Source organism: Streptomyces sp. NPDC001153 (assembly GCF_053598315.1).
Map to the genome: position 1 here is coordinate 139,367 of NZ_JBSFJZ010000009.1, position 15,367 is coordinate 154,733.

The 15,367-nt window shown below is 69.1% G+C and carries 10 protein-coding genes; 4 read left to right on the forward strand and 6 right to left on the reverse strand.

Features of this window, described 5'->3' with window-relative positions:
* The first annotated feature begins 161 nt into the window (after nucleotides 1-161).
* Nucleotides 162-668 (forward strand): ATP-binding protein, encoded by a 507-nt coding sequence (locus ACWDEN_RS12905; RefSeq protein WP_450858812.1) that lies wholly within the window; start codon nucleotides 162-164, stop codon nucleotides 666-668.
* Nucleotides 669-732: 64 nt separating this feature from the next.
* On the opposite strand, the gene ACWDEN_RS12910 is transcribed toward ACWDEN_RS12905, so the two are convergent.
* Nucleotides 733-1,101, reverse strand: coding sequence for a hypothetical protein (locus ACWDEN_RS12910; RefSeq protein WP_450858814.1), 369 nt, complete (start codon nucleotides 1,099-1,101; stop codon nucleotides 733-735).
* 540 nt (nucleotides 1,102-1,641) lie between these two features.
* On the opposite strand from ACWDEN_RS12910, the gene ACWDEN_RS12915 reads away from it, so the two are divergent.
* Both ACWDEN_RS12915 and ACWDEN_RS12920 read left to right on the forward strand, forming a co-directional pair.
* Nucleotides 1,642-2,907, forward strand: a complete 1,266-nt coding sequence (locus ACWDEN_RS12915; RefSeq protein WP_450858816.1) for a hypothetical protein — start codon at nucleotides 1,642-1,644, stop codon at nucleotides 2,905-2,907.
* A 239-nt stretch (nucleotides 2,908-3,146) separates the two neighbouring features.
* The gene (locus tag ACWDEN_RS12920; protein WP_450858818.1) at nucleotides 3,147-5,435 is read left to right on the forward strand and encodes a CCA tRNA nucleotidyltransferase; all 2,289 of its coding nucleotides are present in this window, start codon (nucleotides 3,147-3,149) and stop codon (nucleotides 5,433-5,435) included.
* Nucleotides 5,436-5,477: 42 nt separating this feature from the next.
* On the opposite strand, the gene ACWDEN_RS12925 is transcribed toward ACWDEN_RS12920, so the two are convergent.
* The 3 genes from ACWDEN_RS12925 to ACWDEN_RS12935 form a co-directional block, all read right to left on the reverse strand.
* The gene (locus ACWDEN_RS12925) at nucleotides 5,478-6,560 is read right to left on the reverse strand and encodes a DNA polymerase III subunit beta family protein (RefSeq protein ID WP_450858820.1); all 1,083 of its coding nucleotides are present in this window, start codon (nucleotides 6,558-6,560) and stop codon (nucleotides 5,478-5,480) included.
* Between the two features lie 76 nt (nucleotides 6,561-6,636).
* Nucleotides 6,637-8,643: a serine/threonine-protein kinase gene (locus ACWDEN_RS12930; protein WP_450858822.1), complete on the reverse strand. Its 2,007-nt coding sequence runs from the start codon at nucleotides 8,641-8,643 to the stop codon at nucleotides 6,637-6,639.
* Between the two features lie 247 nt (nucleotides 8,644-8,890).
* Entirely contained in the window at nucleotides 8,891-9,259 is a 369-nt protein-coding gene (locus ACWDEN_RS12935; RefSeq protein WP_450858824.1) for a hypothetical protein, read from the reverse strand.
* A 191-nt stretch (nucleotides 9,260-9,450) separates the two neighbouring features.
* Between ACWDEN_RS12935 and ACWDEN_RS12940 the strand changes: the two genes are divergently transcribed.
* Complete coding sequence (locus ACWDEN_RS12940; protein WP_450858826.1) at nucleotides 9,451-11,814, forward strand: hypothetical protein; 2,364 nt, start codon at nucleotides 9,451-9,453, stop codon at nucleotides 11,812-11,814.
* Nucleotides 11,815-11,817: 3 nt separating this feature from the next.
* On the opposite strand, the gene ACWDEN_RS12945 is transcribed toward ACWDEN_RS12940, so the two are convergent.
* Together ACWDEN_RS12945 and ACWDEN_RS12950 are read right to left on the reverse strand one after the other, a co-directional pair.
* The gene (locus tag ACWDEN_RS12945) at nucleotides 11,818-14,364 is read right to left on the reverse strand and encodes a GmrSD restriction endonuclease domain-containing protein (protein WP_450858828.1); all 2,547 of its coding nucleotides are present in this window, start codon (nucleotides 14,362-14,364) and stop codon (nucleotides 11,818-11,820) included.
* 106 nt (nucleotides 14,365-14,470) lie between these two features.
* The gene (locus tag ACWDEN_RS12950; RefSeq protein ID WP_450858830.1) at nucleotides 14,471-15,310 is read right to left on the reverse strand and encodes a hypothetical protein; all 840 of its coding nucleotides are present in this window, start codon (nucleotides 15,308-15,310) and stop codon (nucleotides 14,471-14,473) included.
* Nucleotides 15,311-15,367: the final 57 nt, after the last annotated feature.

The window sequence follows — 15,367 nt, forward strand, 5'->3', positions numbered from 1 at the left end:
CAACGCGGGGCGCAGCAAAGGGGACACGAGCCGAACCCGTACAACGCCCGTACAAGACCCGTACAACCAAGCCGACCACCAGCCGCCCACCTCGTACGACGAGCTCGACGTACGGCCGTCGTACCTGGTCAGCGGACCACTCGCCCACACACCCTGTGACCGTGACACAGCATCAGCTCACCGACGAGACAGAGTCGCAGCCGTCCCGCACTCCCACTGGCACCCCCACGCCCACCCTCACGCCCACCCCCACCCATCACCTCACCCTGCGCTTCAGCAGCACGAGACGCGGAGCCCGCCTCGCCCGCCAACTCGCCGTGCAGCAGTTCACCGAGTGGACGGGCCTCCCGTATGACTCGGACCCCGCCCGAACCGTCGCCCTGGTCACCGCCGAACTCGCGGCCAACGCCGTCCGTCACGGCAGCCTCCCCGGCCGCGACTTCCGCCTCGCGCTGCTCCTCCTGCCCGACCGCTTCCGCGTCGAGGTGACCGACACCCGACCCGAGCGCCTGCCTCCACCGCCCGTGACGCCACAGGCCGCCGACGAGACGTCGAGCCGGGGACTGCTCCTCGTCCAGGCCTACGCGGACCGTTGGGGATGCGCGGTCCGCGACGCATACACGAAGACCGTCTGGGCGGAGGTGCAGCAACACACCACAGGCTCGTGACGCGCATTCCCTCGCGCGGAAACAGGCCCGGTGAAAGCCTCCGCCACGCCGACGAAGCAGACGGTCAGCGAGTGGCGTAGTGCTCCGTCAGCTTCTGGATCTCCCGGGTCCAGAGCAGTACGTCGTCGCCCGCCCGCTTGTACGGTTCGCGCCGGGCCAGCTTGAAGAAGCCGCCGGACGGCCAGCCGCTGTCCCTCAGCACCACGAGGGCCGGCAGCAGGGGCAGCGATCCGTCCGGGCTTTCCCGGACCGAGGCGTTCTCCAACAGGTATGGCATAGAGCCCTCGTGGGCGGGGACGCGATGACCGAGCCGTGCCAGTTCGTTGCTCAGATCGCCGTAGGGGATGGGCGCCGCGCCCGGGCGTGCCCGTGAGCGCAGGATCTCGATCACGGCCTTCAGAGCCTGCTCGTACTCCAGTGTGCCCTGCTGCACGTGCCCTCCCGACCTCGGATTCCGACGACTGCTGAACCCATGGCCACCGGTCGGGCGACCGGGGCGCTCATGCTCGAAGATGACGTTCAACCCTTGTGAACTCAGTGCATGGATCGCATACTGATCTCGATCAACCGTCGCCCGCCCGCCCTCTGGGCGGACGGACGCGCGTGGCCTGGGGGGAAATTCGTGAACGGCTCCGACGGCAGAACGTGGTCAGGCCAGGGCAGGCGAAGCTCGCCGTCGGGGTAGCGTCGGGCACGTCCGGGTCTTCGGGATGACGCGTGTAGGGACCCCGAGCGTCAGGAGACCTCGACTCCTGCCGGCCCAACGACGCGCTGACTTCATCACGCCCCCGACGATGACGAACCGGTGCCGTCACCGAGGCGGGCTTCACGTCGGCGCGAGGGAAGTGCGCCATGGTCCTGTCTGGGCCGGCACCTCGATCTCCCGTCATCCGAAGACCTCGGCCCCTGCCCGGCGATCGCCGCGCGCACCTCGACTACCCACAATTGCGAGAAGCCACTTCAGGAGCGGGCGATGGACAACGAGATTCAGCTGATCAGTGACGGTGATGGACTGGCGGTCATCGGCAACGCGACGGATGTCGAACGTTTCCTCGTCTTCGAAGGACTGTCGTCGAAGGACCTCGGACTGCAACGACTCAAGCCCGTCTTCGGTGCCGGGGCCGTAGTCGCGCAGGCGGGTTCCGAGATTGCCGCCGACTCGGGTCGCTGGGTGAAGCTGAGCAAGGAGTCCGCGCGGCTTGTCCACAAATACGGGCTGAGGGAAAGCTCCGAGACGGGTCTCAGGTCAGGTGTACTGAAGGGGAAGAACGGCCAGATCGGAGGATTCGTCGAATTCGTGAAGGGGCCCAGATCACTTCTGGCCAACCCGGCGCTTCTGGCTGGTGCCGCGGGGATCATGGCACAGCTTGCGATGCAACAGACCATGGGCGAGATCACCAACTATCTCGCCACGATCGACGAGAAGGTCGACGATGTTCTGCGCGCCCAGAAGGATGCTGCGCTGGCCCGCATGATCGGAGTGGGCTTCGTCATCGAGGAGACCATGATCATCCGAGAGAGGAAGAGGGGCAGGGTCGACCAGGTCATGTGGTCGAAGGTGCAGGGCGCGCCGACGACGATCGCAGAAACCCAGGCGTACGCATTGCGTCAACTCGACGCACTCGCAGAGAAGATGGAGCGTGAGACCGAGATCGGTGAGATCGGTGATCTCGCCACGACGGCCAAGCAAGCTGAGTCCACGGTTCGGGAGTGGCTCGCTGTTCTGGCTCGCTGCTTCCAACTGCAGGACGCGCTCGCCGTGCTCGAACTCGACCGGGTGCTGGACGCGTCTCCGGAGGAGCTGGACGGGCATCGCCTCGGACTGAAGGCTGCCCGGCAGCACCGGCTGGAACACATCTCGCGGAGCACCGAGCGACTGGTGGCCCGGATGAATGCGGCTGCCGGCATGGCCAACGCGAAGGTGCTGCTGAACCCGGCCAAGTCCCCGGCCGTAGTCCGGTCCAGCAACCATGTCGCGACCGGCGTCCATGACTTCCACGGGCGGCTCGGGATCGCGTCTGGTCGCCAGTCATCGGAGGCGAGACGATGGGTGGACGCGGCCACGGAGGCGAGGGACAAGGCGCTCGAGACAGGGGCAAAGGGCGTCGATGCCGCAATCAGCCTCGGCAACGAGACCCTCGACCGGGCCAACTCGGTAAGGGGCAAGCTCTCCAGCGGGATGGCCGAGCAAGCGCGCCGTTGGTTCGGGGACGAGAAGGAACGCGACGAGGAAGGCTGAGTGAGCGCCGCGGACCGTGTCGGTCTGCTGGTCGCCGTGGAGCGGACCGGCGGCGGATCGCTCTGGCGCGAGGAGGCGTCCTTGCTCCGGGGAGGCAGTGGATGCTGGAAGGTGTCTTCGTGCGTGATTCCGAGGGCGACAGGGGACTCGTCGACGTCTACTTGGGGCAGACCGGACTGCGGGTGGCCCTCCGGTGACTTTCGCGTGAGACATGAGGGGGCGCAGAGATGACGTGGGCCGTGACCGAAGAGGACAACCGAAAGGTACAGACCGCTGTCCTGGGCGGACCCCAGGGACATCGGCCCGTCTTCCTTCCCTTCGAAAGGGATGACGCCCAGCGTCTCCGGCAGCTCCATGGTGCCGATGCGTTCAGCTGCGGTGTCCTCCTGGGAGGTTGCGGCCAGGTGCTGACCCTGCGTGCCTGCGGTGACAGGAAATCCCACTTCGCCCACCGCCCGCCTGTGCGGTGCCGCCGCACCGCCGTGGGGGAGAACAGCGCGGACCACCTGTACATCGGAGAGGCACTCGTCCACTGGCTGCGCAGGCAGGGACAGCGGAACGTCTCGGTCGCGTACGTCCAGCAGGCCCATGCCCGCGGCGACTCGATCGAGATCCGATTCGGGCCGAAGGGGCGGCGCCGTCTTCTGCACGTACAGATGGTTCGCCGTTCCTTCTCCGAGTGGAAGGACGACACAAGGAGACTCGAGGGCGCGTCCGGCAGGTGCCCGGCGATTCGCACGTACGGGCCGGAGAGCGAACTCTCCCCCTACGAGGTACAGGCTGCCGGATACGCACTGCGCTTCCGGTGCGAGACGCGTGATGGCACACGTGAGGTGTCGATCGGTACGCAGTCGCCTGATCACCAGGTCGAGTGGACGATTCTCGAACGGTGTCGCCTCAGCGACCTGGGACTCGTGACGCCGTCGCTCGAAGCGGCTCCCGGTGGAGACGTTCTGCGTCTCAAGGTCGCGGAGCGAATCGAGGCGGCGGAGCCTCGGCCACGGCGACAGGGAACCGAAGGCGGCAAGGTGCCCGTACGCGAAGAGCAGCCGTCGGGCACTGTTCCCCCATCACACCAGGTGGCCGAGGCTGTACTCGAGGAACCCGTCGATCCCCGAGTGAAGGCGGCGCGGGCAGGGCTCCCGTCAGTCGTCGACGATCTCCTCCATCGCTTCACCACCGCCGGGTACAGCCTCATGCTGGTCGGCGCCTCAGTGCGCCACGCGTTGGTGGGGAGCGTCGGGCTGCGCGAATTCGATTTCGTCGCGGACTCCGACATACAGCAGGTGCGACAGATCATTCAGGGTTGGGAAGACGAGGTTCGGGGCCACAGAGCCGGCACGCCCGGTGTCGTAAGCCTGCGCAAGGAGGTGGGTGCCGACAGCTACACCATACGGATCAGTGCCTGTCCGACGCTGTCGCGTCATCGCGCCTCCCGATCGCGGCGAGAGGAACAGGAAAAGGCGTTGGAGGCATACCTGCGGCGCAGTGACTTCACGATCGACGCCATGGCCCTCGGGCTGTCGCGCGCGACTCTGGCTGACCCCTTCGGTGGTCTTCAGGACCTGGAGCAGCGCGTCCTGCGCACGCCGCGCACACCTACGGCGTCGATCACCGGTGATCCCCTGCTGATGCTTCGAGTGGTTCGCTGCGCTGCCCAACTCGGCTTCGAACCGGTGCCGGAGCTGAGGCGCGCGATGCACGCGATGGCGAAGCAGATCACCGAGGTCTCCGCCGACCACGTGCGAGATGAGCTGACCGGCACGATCCTCGCAGCGCGGCCCAGCACCGGACTGCGCCTCCTCGTCGACACGCGACTTGCCGAACACATCCTTCCCGAGCTGCCGGCCCTGCGGTTCGAAAGCGCCGAACATCACCATCACAAGGACATCTACGAGCACACACTGAAGGTCCTGGACCAGGCCATCGCCCTCGAAACGGGCGGGGCCGACCTGACACTGCGGTTGGCGGCGTTGCTGCACGACATCGGCACGCCACGCACGCGCCGGACCGGACGGGATGGTCGTGTCTCCTTCCACCACCACGAAGTAGTGGGCGGCAAGATGGCCCGCAAGCGTCTGCGTGCCCTGGCTTGTCCGAAGCAACTGATCGAGGATGTCGGCCGGTTGGTGGAGCTGCATCTGCGGTTCCATGGCTATGTCGACGAGAGGTGGACCGATCCGGCTGTGCGCCGCTATGTCCGCGACGCCGGCCCACTGCTCGACCGGCTGCACAAGCTCACCCGTGCCGACTGCACCACGCGAAACCAACGTAAGGCGCAAGCGCTCGCGCGCGCCTACGACTCCCTGGAAGAGCGCATCGAGCGCCTGGCGGCCGAGGATGAACGGGAGTCCGCCCGTCCGGACCTCAACGGCTACCAGATCATGGAGATTCTCGGCATCCGTCCTGGTGCCGAGCTCGGAAGGGCCTATGAATACATGCGGGACCTCCGCATCGAGAAGGGCCCCATGGAATTCGAGACGGCCAGGGACGCGCTGCTGGAATGGCGAGCTCGGCGGGCACGCTGACTCGAGCCCGCGTACCCGCCGTCCCGGATGCCTGTCCCCTCCCTAGTTCTCCAGTCGCACCGGCATCAGCAGCGAGAAAGCGCCCTCGTCCTCGGGCCGACGGATCGCGAGCGGTGCCGTGGGGGCGCCCAGTTCCAGGATCAGTTCGTCCCGGGCTCCGGCCGCGAGCGCGTCCAGCAGGAACTTGCGGTTGACGCCGACGTTGTCCTGGGCGTCGTCACCGTCCTCGCGGACGGTCACCGTGCCGTCGTCCGCCAACCTGAGCACACTGACGTCGTAGGTCTCGCCGTCCTGCTCGCGCACCTCGCTGCTGCGGACCGGACCGGACTTCAGCGCCTCCCGGAAGGCTGCCGTGTCCACGAAGGCACGGTGGCTCTCCGGCAGTTGGACCAAGCGGCGGTAGTCGGGGAAGTCGTGGGCGAGGCACTGGCCGGCCGCCTGACGGCCGCCGGACTCCAGGCTGACGCGGTCACCGTCCACAGTGAGCCGCGCCGGTTCCTCGCCCTGCAGCAGCGCCCGCATCGCGTCGGTGAGAGGCAGCGGTACGACGGCCTGTACGCGAGGGCCGTCATGCCCGGTGGCAGCGGCGTGCGCGACGGCCATCCGGTAGCGGTCGGTGGCCACCACGGTCAGGGTCTCGCCCTCGATGTCGAACAGGATGCCGCCGAGCATCGGCAGTTCCGGGTTCGTACTGGCCGCGAAACGCACCGCGTCCAACGCGGCGGCCAACTCCGGTGTGGAGAGGGAAAGCCGGGCGGTGGCGGTACGGAGTGAAGTCATCGGGTTCTCCCTGTGATCGAGTAGCGCTCGGAGCGTGAAAAACTCACCGCGGGCATCGGACAGTCCCCGTTCGAGTCGACGCAGGTGAGCCTCCAGGAGCCCCCGCACCAAATTCGTGTCCGTGCTGGACCAGCCGGCCAGTACCAGCCGGATCTCGGCCAACGGCATACCGGCCCGGCGCAGACGGGCCAGCACACGGGCCTCCTCCAGCTGCCCTGGGTCGTACCAGCGGTAGCCGCTGACCGGATCCACCCAGGCGGGGACCAGCACACCGGCACGGTCGTAGAACCGGAGCGCGCTCACGCTCAGTCCGCCGTCCCGGGCCATCTCCCCGATACTGCGCATCTCGTTCTCCACACCCGGAACTCTGAGCCCTCGACAAGGTCGAGGGTCAACCCCGCCCACGGGACGGATCTGTCACTCAAGCCGGGCAGTCGGCCGGCGTGACGGCCGTGCCCCATCGGATCATCATGTAGTGGGAGCCGCCGATCTCCGCCACGGCATAGCGGGAGTACGGCCAGGCACTTCCCGCACTCTGCCGTTCGCTCACGAGAGCCCGGCACGCGTCGCCGGCGGCCAGGGCCGCCCAGGAGTCGACCTGCTTCTCGTTCCACTGCACGTAGTCCGACCAGACGTACATCACCGAGTTGTCGGGGTCGAAGCCCACCTTGATCTGTCCGTTGCCGAGGACCCGGTCCGTGCCGAGTGTCTGACGCATCCCGTTGGTCCCCGCGATGATCTTCCTGGCGGCACCGTCGGCAACCCTGATCTCCGCGCTGTCGGTACTGGGGATCATCGCCTGACCGAGGCCGTTCTCGTCCGGCTGCCAGCCCTGCGAGCCCTCCGTGTCCTGCCCGGGGCCGTTGTCGGCGGCCGACTGGCACTGGGAGTTGGTGACGAAATCGTCCTGCCATGTCACCTGGGGGTCGTTGCCCTGCTCCTCCTTCACCATCACGTAGGTGCGGTACGGCAGGTCGGGGTGCAGGCGGAGCACGACGTCCCGCAGCGTCAGGCACATCGACCTGGCGATCTCCGTCTCCGCGTACATCGCCCCCTGTTCGTCGGAGGTCAGCCGGTACGAGAGGTAGACCTCTCGGCGGGACTCGTGGAACCGCACGGTCTCGGGAGTGAAGACGGCGCCGCCGCTCAGGTCCTGGGCCTCCACGCCCTCGTCGTGCAGGACCGCGCGCGCCACGTCGTGCTCGCCCGCGCTCTGTGGCTCCCGCGCCTGCGCCCAGCTCGCCGCACTCGCCGCGCCCTCGCCGGCGACCTGCTGTTTCGCCGCCGGGTCCCCCTTCGCGGTGCTCGCGGAGGGCTGCTGGGATCCCGCCGAGGCGAAGGGCGACGCCGAGGCCGCGGACGCGTGACGGCCGCCCCCGGCGTCACCGGGCAGCAGCGCCGCGGCTCCTCCGGCGAGTCCCCCGATGACGCCTGCCGCGAGGACGGCCGCACCGGCCAGTCGCCTCTTCGAACGGCCTCGGTCCGAGGGCAGCTGCCATGTGGGGTCCTCTGCGGGCGGCACCTCCCACAGGGCTGTGATCATGTCGTCGGCGGTCGCCGGCGCCGCGCCGGCAGTCGCCGTCTGGGTGGCCTGGCAGGCCAGCATCGCCGCGCACTCCTGGGCGGCCTCGGCCGCCGACGGACGGTCACCCGGTTCCTGGGCCAGCGCCTTTTCCACGGTCCGGCGCAGTGCCGCGCGGACACCGTCGAGGTCGGCCTCGCCCGACATCACGCGGAAGGCCACCACGTCAGGTGCGCCGACTCCGAAGGGCAGCCGTCCGGTGGCCGCGTAGGCCACGAGCGCTCCCCACGCGAACATGTCACCCGCCGGCCCCGCGCTGCCCTGACGGTACTGCTCGGGGCTGATCCAGCCGGGGGTGCCGGTCATGACGCCGGTCCGGGTCACACTGGTGCCGTCGGCGGCGTGCGCGATGCCGAAGTCCAGCACACGGGGACCGGCGGGCGTGAGGAGCACGTTCTGCGGTTTCATGTCACGGTGCACCACTCCCGCGGCGTGGATCGCGGCCAGCGCCTGCGCCGTGGCGGCCGCGAAGACGTACAGGCTGCCTTCGGCCAGCGGGCCGTGCGCGAGAACGTGCGCGTTCAGCGTCGGCCCCGGAACGTAGGCGGTGGCGAGCCACGGGGTCGGCGCGTCGGGATCGGCGGCGAGCAGCGGGACCAGGTGTGGGCCGGTGACCCGGGCGGACAGTTCCACCTCGCGCCGGAAACGGGCCCTGAACTCCGGCTCCTGGGCCTGCTCGGGATGAATCACCTTGACCGCCACGCGCGTTCCGTCGGAGGTGACTCCGGCGTGGACGGTGCCCATACCGCCCGCGCCGAGACGGCCGACGATGCGGTAGGGGCCTATGCGGGAGGGGTCGCCGGGACGGGCCGGCTGGACTCTTCCGCCGGAGCCGATTGCGCTCACGAGTACTTCCTTGGACTGGGGACGGCCCGGAAGGGGCCGACAGGTCCTGACGGTTGATCAGAGAGGAGCGGCTGTCGGGGAGCCGCTCGGGGCTTGCCGACCCGAACGGTCTCCCATGCGGTGTCAGCAGGCCCCTCACACCGCACACGACCGCCGTGGTGAACTCACCGGTACCGGACGGTCCAGAGCACGGCGGCGAAACCGGGCCGGCCCATGGCCCGACCCGGGTGCGCCGGAAGGGGAGGCGTCAACGGACGGCGTAGATCCTCGCCAGTTCCTTCAGTTCGTTGATCCACAAATCGGTGTCGTCGCCGGGACGGTGATACGGAGCGCGGCGGGCCAGCCGGAAGAATCCTCGCGAAGGCGCACGGGTCTCCTTCAGCACCACGAGAGCCGACAGCAGCGGAAGAGAGCCGTCCGGGCTCCCCTCGGCGGACGCGTCCTCCAGGAGGTAGGGCATCGGGCCCTCGTGGGGCGGCACAAGATGGCCGAGGCGCTCCAGCTCGATGCTCAGACGGCCGTACTCCACGGTTTCCGCTCCCCGGCGCGCCCGATCCCGCAAAAACCCGACCATGGCGTCCAACGCCTGCGCGTACTCGACACTGCCCTTCCGCATCGCGGTCCCCTCCCCGGCCGTCGACGTGTGCGACGCGAGCCTATGCGTCGTGCGGGCCCATGGACAGTCAGATCGGCGATCCCCGTAAAGTTTTCTTGTGAACTCAGTGCATGGATCGCATACTGATGGCCTCAGCGTCACGTGCTCTCCGCCGGATGACCAGTGACCCCGGCGTTCTGTTGTGAGGTTCCATGCTCGACCACCGTCTCGTGCAGACCGCCGTGATCGGCCACAAGAACTCCGACCACCCGGTCATCCTGCCGATGGACGCCTGGGAACTGGACCGGTGGCGCAAGGCGCATCCGAACTACAGCTACTGGTGCGGGCTGCAGCTCGGCGGCTGCGGCGGTGAGTTGAGCGACCGGCGTTACACGACCAAGGTCTGCCACTTCGCCCACCACCCGACCGCCCCGGTGTGCCGCCGGAGGAACAACGGTGAGTCGAGCGCCGACCACCTCTTCATCAAGCGCGGCGTCCAAAGCCTCCTCGGCAAGCGTCGGGTACGCGGGCAGGTCCACACCCGGGATCTCGGTACCGGCCCCGGCGACGCGGTGGACGTACATCTGCCCGACAGTCGACGGCGCTTGCGCTTCCAGCTCAGCACCGTGGACTACCGGGCGTGGCGCCGGGCCGACGACGAGCTCGCGGCGGACGCGGACGACATCGACTGGATCTTCGCGTCCGAGGGCGCGATCACCCAGCAGTTCCTCGGCCGTCACGGCTACTGCCTCCGAGTGCGCTGCGAGACGGTGGGCGGTGAGCGCCGCGTCCACATCGGCGCCGAGGCCCGCGACCGCACGGTGAGCTGGACCCCGCTGGAGGACTGCGTCCTGACGCCGGCCGGGCTCGTCACACCGGACACCGAACGGATACGCCTGAGTCACCCCCGTCCCCGGCCGACCGCGTTCCCGCTCCAGGGCGGGCTCGTCTTCGCCCTCGCGCCGGAGGCCGAGGTACCGGCCGGCTCCCCGTTTGCCGCGGAGCGACGGCACCTTCTCACCGCCGATGTGAAGCCCCTGGACAGCCCGATCGTCCGGGCACTGATCTCCCTCCCGGCGGACAGTCCGGTACCGCCCGCCGAGCACGTGTACCGGGTCACCGACGGAGCACGCCTCCTCGTCGCCGAGGCCGGCGGGGGCTGGGCGGTCGAGGCGAACCGGTACGTACGCCTGAACGCGCATGACGCCCAGCGCACGGGGCTGTGGACACCTCCGCCTCCCGCTGCCGCCGAGCAGGCGGCCACGCCCGAGGTACCCAAGTCCCGGCAGAGCAAGACCGAGCCGCCCACCGACCCGAAACACACCGAGCCCGTCCCCGCCGCGCGCTCCGCGCTCGGGGGCGAAGTCCCGAAGGGCGGGTCGCTCCTCAGCCACGCCGAAATGGTGACCGCCGTGCGTGACGCGCTCGCTCAGCACGCGCGGCTCCAGTCCACCACCACGTGGGGCACCTTGGCGCGTACCGTCAGTCCGGCTCTGCTGAAGTACTCGGACACCGGCAGACGCGATCTGCTGGTCGCGGTCGACAGCCCCCTGCGGGACCACGCCCCGGTCCTGTCCGCGCTCATCCGGGACGGGGGCGAGCCGCTGCCGTATCTGTTCCGGGTGCTGGCGGAACTCGGCGTCCGGAACGCGTCGGCATCCCACCGCATCAAGCGCTGGGCCGCCGTCGAGACCGAGCGTGCCTTCGCCGCGTACGGCGTCCCACCGCGTGCCATGCCGCCACGGCTCTCCCTCATGCCGGCTGAGCCCGTACTGCAACCGCCCGTTGCCGGAACCCAGGGCCGACGGGTGACAGCGCCGAAGCGCTCGTTCAGTGACATGGCGTCCGACGCCTTGATGCTGCGGCGCCTGCGTACCCTCACCGCCGAACTCGAGGGCATGCTGCCCAGTTTGGGGAATGGGCCCCGCAAGAGGGCTCGTAAGTCACTCGACATGGTCCAGGCCTGGATCGCCGCGTGCAACGGCGGCACCTCCCGGCGAGCACAACAGGCCAGGGTGAAGGTGCGCCACCTGGTCCCGATCGTCGAGGCAGAGCTGGCGACGGCGAAGCGCAGCGTCAGTGCGGCCAGACACAACCGGGAGATCCAGGAAGCCAAACGGCTCGCCGAGTCCGAGCGGAGTCGGCGCGAGGCCCGGGTGCCGCGAGGAAAGCAGACCTCCCCGCGCATCGTGACGGCGGTCGAGCAGGGGTCGGTTGCGCAGCTCAGGACACAACTGGCCCAGGTCGCGGCGCAAGGCGGCACGATCGAGGTCGGCCACCTGCGCATCGACCTCAAGGGCCACGGCGCCCGCCGCACGCTCGGCGAGATCGAGAGAGGGGCAGGCACTGACGCGCCGATGCTCTCCGCCGTCGTAGTCGGGAACGACGGCGGTCCCGTGCCCTTCTTCCGTGACATCCTGAAAGCCGGGGGCATGGCTGTCCCGCAGACCGACGAGGCACTGCTGAAGATCTGGCGCCGGGAGCAGGAACGCGCGCACGCCGCCCACGCGAAGCCGCCCCGTCCGCTGCCACCGCGGCTCGTGCCGAGGGCGTCCGATGCCGCGTCCACGAAGTGACCGTCAGTCCCTCCGCGCCAGATCCAGCGCCGCCACCCCCACGAACCAGTCCAGCACCTCGCATATCTCTTTACCGCGCTCCGCGAAGACACTCACAGGGAAGGACGGCCGCAGCTCCAACTTCGCCTCGGGCAGGTCGATGCCGTCGATCTTGTTCAGGCGGTTCAGCAACTCGCGGCGCTGTTCCGTGTCATCGAAGGGGGTGCGGGATTTCAGGTACTGGAACACCACCTCGACCGTGCCGCTCACGGGGTAGATCCCCACCGGCCAGAGAAGATGCGGGCTGCGGCTGGTCCCGGCGTCCAGCATCGGGAAGCAGCTGGTCTCCTCGTACCGGCCGTAGGTGACGTGGCCACCCTGGCGGCGCCAGAAGTCGAGGGACGCCATGACGCCGTCGTACGCGTCCGGCCAGTTCTCCCGCAACTGCCCGCGGAACCGCTCGGCCGTGGCGGGGTCTTCCCCCTCGGGCAGCGGGTCGTGCGCCGGCGGCTGTGTCACGTCCTTGCCCAGCAGGGTCGCCAGCTCGGCGGCGGACAGGCGCTGGGAGCGGTGTGCCCGGCCCCAGGAATCGAAGCGCACTCCCTCGTTCGCGAGGAGGTCCGGCGGCGGCGGCCGGTCGTCGCCGTCGGCCCAGCGGAAGGAAGGGGAGATCTTCCCTTCCGAGGTGAGCACCCGGTAGGCGCCGATCACCGCCGAGTTGGCGCCCAGGTAGGCGCCGACGGCCACCGGGTGGCTGCCGATCAGCTCGGCGACATCGCCGTACGTCGTCCACGTGCCGCTCGGCATCGCCACCAGCGCGGCCCGCAGCTCGGCCCAGCTTGCAGACTCCTCGCCGGCCGGCTTGATCCCGCCGATCGGACCGGGCCACAGCTCCACCGCGCGCTCGGCCAGGCGGTCGGCCCGCTCCAGGATCTCCGCCTTGCCCCAGCGCTGTGCGGAGGCGATCTCGAGGTTCATACGCAGGGCGCTCGAGTCGAGAATCTGCTGCTTGCGCTCGAAGGGGTGGTTGGAGAGCTTTGCGTTGTCACCGGTCAGCGTGAGGTTGCCGAGGGTGTGCACCAGCAGGTCGTGCAGCTCCTGTGGGGTCTGGTGCTGCTCCGTCTCGGCGGCGAGCAGATCGAACCACGCCGGAGCGGGGCGCTGGGGCAGCACGTGTTCCACGCTCAGGGAGGCCTTGGCGAAGTCCACCGGCTCCGAGGCACGGTAACTCTCCTCCAGGCGGCGCAGGATGTAGCTGCGCTGTGGCGGGCGGCCGCTCCAGTAGAACGGCTTGGTGCGGATCGCCTCGCGCAGCTCCTCGTCGCTCGGCCAGCGCCGGCGCCGTCCGGACAGGAACCGCCGTACCGCCTCGGCGGCCGGGCGGTCGGTCTCCAGCTCCTTCGGCGCCTCCATGAAGATCCGGTTGAGGCCGGTCGTCGACGTCTGGCAGATCAGACGGCGTACCAGATAGGACTCGACATAGCGCAGCGCCTGCGCCGCGTCCTCGGGCGTGGTCCGGCCGGCCGCGAGCAGGTCCAGCAGGTGCAGCGCGAGCGGGAAATGGGTCTGGCCACCCCAGGAAGCCAGGCGCTCCAGGACCGTACGCAGGGCCGGGGACTGCTCACGCGTGGGCTCGACGATGCGCAGAAACCTCCCGGCCCGTTCGGCCAGTTGCTCGATCTCGCGCTGCAGCGCGTCCTCGTCGCCGGCCAGCGGCTGGAGCCGTTTCTGCTGCTCGCGGTAGATCTCACTCTGCTTGGTCTTGTGGTGGCCGCGCACCACCAGGTCGAGCCAGACCAGCAGTTCGAGGTTCTTCGGGCCGAGGCTCTGCTGCATGGGCAGCCACAGCTCCTGGTAGATCCGCTCGCCTCGTCTGGGGAGCAGCATGAACACGTAGTTGCGCAGCAGGTCGCTCTGGCTGAGCCCGACGCCCGTGTTGTTGATCGACTCGAAGATACGGTAGACGTTGTCGCCGGGCTCGGCGGTGATCTCCACGATGGACAGGAGGTCCTTGAGGACCGTCTCGACGGTGGCGGCCCACCGCTCGTCGCCCGCCTCGTGACCCTCGGCCAGCGCGCCGCGGAAGAACCGGTAGGCGGCCCCAATGTTGTCGCCCCCGCCGGCGTCGGCCCGGGACCGGACACAGGCCGTGTACGCCTCACGGTCCGCCTGTGTGGGCAGCAACCGGTAGTGGTCCGCGCCCTCGTGGAACTCGTTGACCAGTATCTGCCGGTGCACCCGGTCCACGCCGCGCGCGTCACCCGTCTCCTTCAGATGATCGCGCAGGGCGGTGAAGGCCAGCATCAGCGTCGTCAGCCGCTGCTGTCCGTCCACCACCAGCCACCTCTGTACCCCGCCCGCCTGGATCTGACCCGGTGCGAGCACCACCGAACCGAGGAAGTGCGCGGCCACGGGCTCACCGGCCAGATGCTGCTCGACGAGTTCCCCGACGTCCTCCCACAGCCGCTGCAACTGCTCCCTGCCCCAGCTGTACGTGCGCTGGTACAGCGGTACCTGGAACTGCTTGTCCCCTTGGACGAGCTTGAGGAAGGTGATCTCCTGGGCGCGCATGCGCTTCCTTTCCTACGGGCATCCCTGCCGGGTGCACAGGCCCCGCCCGCACGCGCGGCGGTGCTTGACGGGCCACGGGGCGGCTGTCCGTTGAATCTATGCCTTGTCAGGCGTTGCTGTCCGCCGGTGCCAGACTCGAGCGGCTGGAGATGCGCGGCATCGTCTCGTTGGGGGAGCGGCGCAGCAGTTTGATGCTGCGGCCCTCCACCCACGCGTTCCACGCCTTGAGGTAGTAGAGCAGGTGTTCGCGCGAGTCGTCGCGACGCCGGTGTGCGTTGCCCAAGGCCAGGTTGAGCATGGTGTTGCGCAGCGTGAGGCGCGGGTCGCCCGGCTCCAGGCGCGCGCCTGTGACCACCCCCTCCTCCCAGGCGGACTGGTCGATGTCGGGCCGGGCCTCGGTGGTGACGTACCAGCCGATCGTCGCCGCCGTGACGGTGATACGGCACCCGCGGTTCAAGGCGAGGCCGTGGTGCAGGGCGTCGCGGATGCCGGGATGCCTGCCGAGCAGATCCAGGAGCTGGTCGTTGCTGGTCACCGACGATCCGCCGCTCCAGGAGGAGTTGGGGGCGTTACGGTACAGGTGCAGTCCGCGCAGGGCAGCCGCCAGATGGGTCGCGTTGGCCTCACCCGCGAGGGCGAGCGCGTCGCGACCGGTGCGCTTGCGGCCGGTGTCCATCACGGTGAACGCCGTGCGGGGCACTCCATGTGCGACGGTCAGAGGCACTGTGACACCCGCCTTGACGATGGCCGCCAGGCGGTGCTGGCCGTCGATGAGAACGTCGTCCTCGTCGAAGGCGATGCCCTGGTGCGTCAACTGCCATTCTCCGCGCTGGATCTGGCCGGCCAGCTGCTGCACCGTGTTCTTGCTCAGTGGCCGGTTGTTGGTGTTGCGGGTGAGCCACTGTGCCGCCAACTCGGGCGAGACGTCGACCACTTGCATCTGCATGACGCGATGACCTTTCTACGGGACCGGCGTCCAAGACCGCACGACTGACGCCACCGG

What these genes read in the sequence shown, in the direction of transcription:
- ACWDEN_RS12915 (WP_450858816.1), top strand. Translation starts at nt 1,642, where the DNA reads ATGGACAACGAGATTCAGCTGATCAGTGACGGTGATGGACTGGCGGTC.
- ACWDEN_RS12925 (WP_450858820.1), bottom strand. Translation starts at nt 6,560, where the DNA reads ATGCGCAGTATCGGGGAGATGGCCCGGGACGGCGGACTGAGCGTGAGC.
- ACWDEN_RS12935 (WP_450858824.1), bottom strand. Translation starts at nt 9,259, where the DNA reads ATGCGGAAGGGCAGTGTCGAGTACGCGCAGGCGTTGGACGCCATGGTC.
- ACWDEN_RS12940 (WP_450858826.1), top strand. Translation starts at nt 9,451, where the DNA reads ATGCTCGACCACCGTCTCGTGCAGACCGCCGTGATCGGCCACAAGAAC.
- ACWDEN_RS12945 (WP_450858828.1), bottom strand. Translation starts at nt 14,364, where the DNA reads ATGCGCGCCCAGGAGATCACCTTCCTCAAGCTCGTCCAAGGGGACAAG.
- ACWDEN_RS12950 (WP_450858830.1), bottom strand. Translation starts at nt 15,310, where the DNA reads ATGCAGATGCAAGTGGTCGACGTCTCGCCCGAGTTGGCGGCACAGTGG.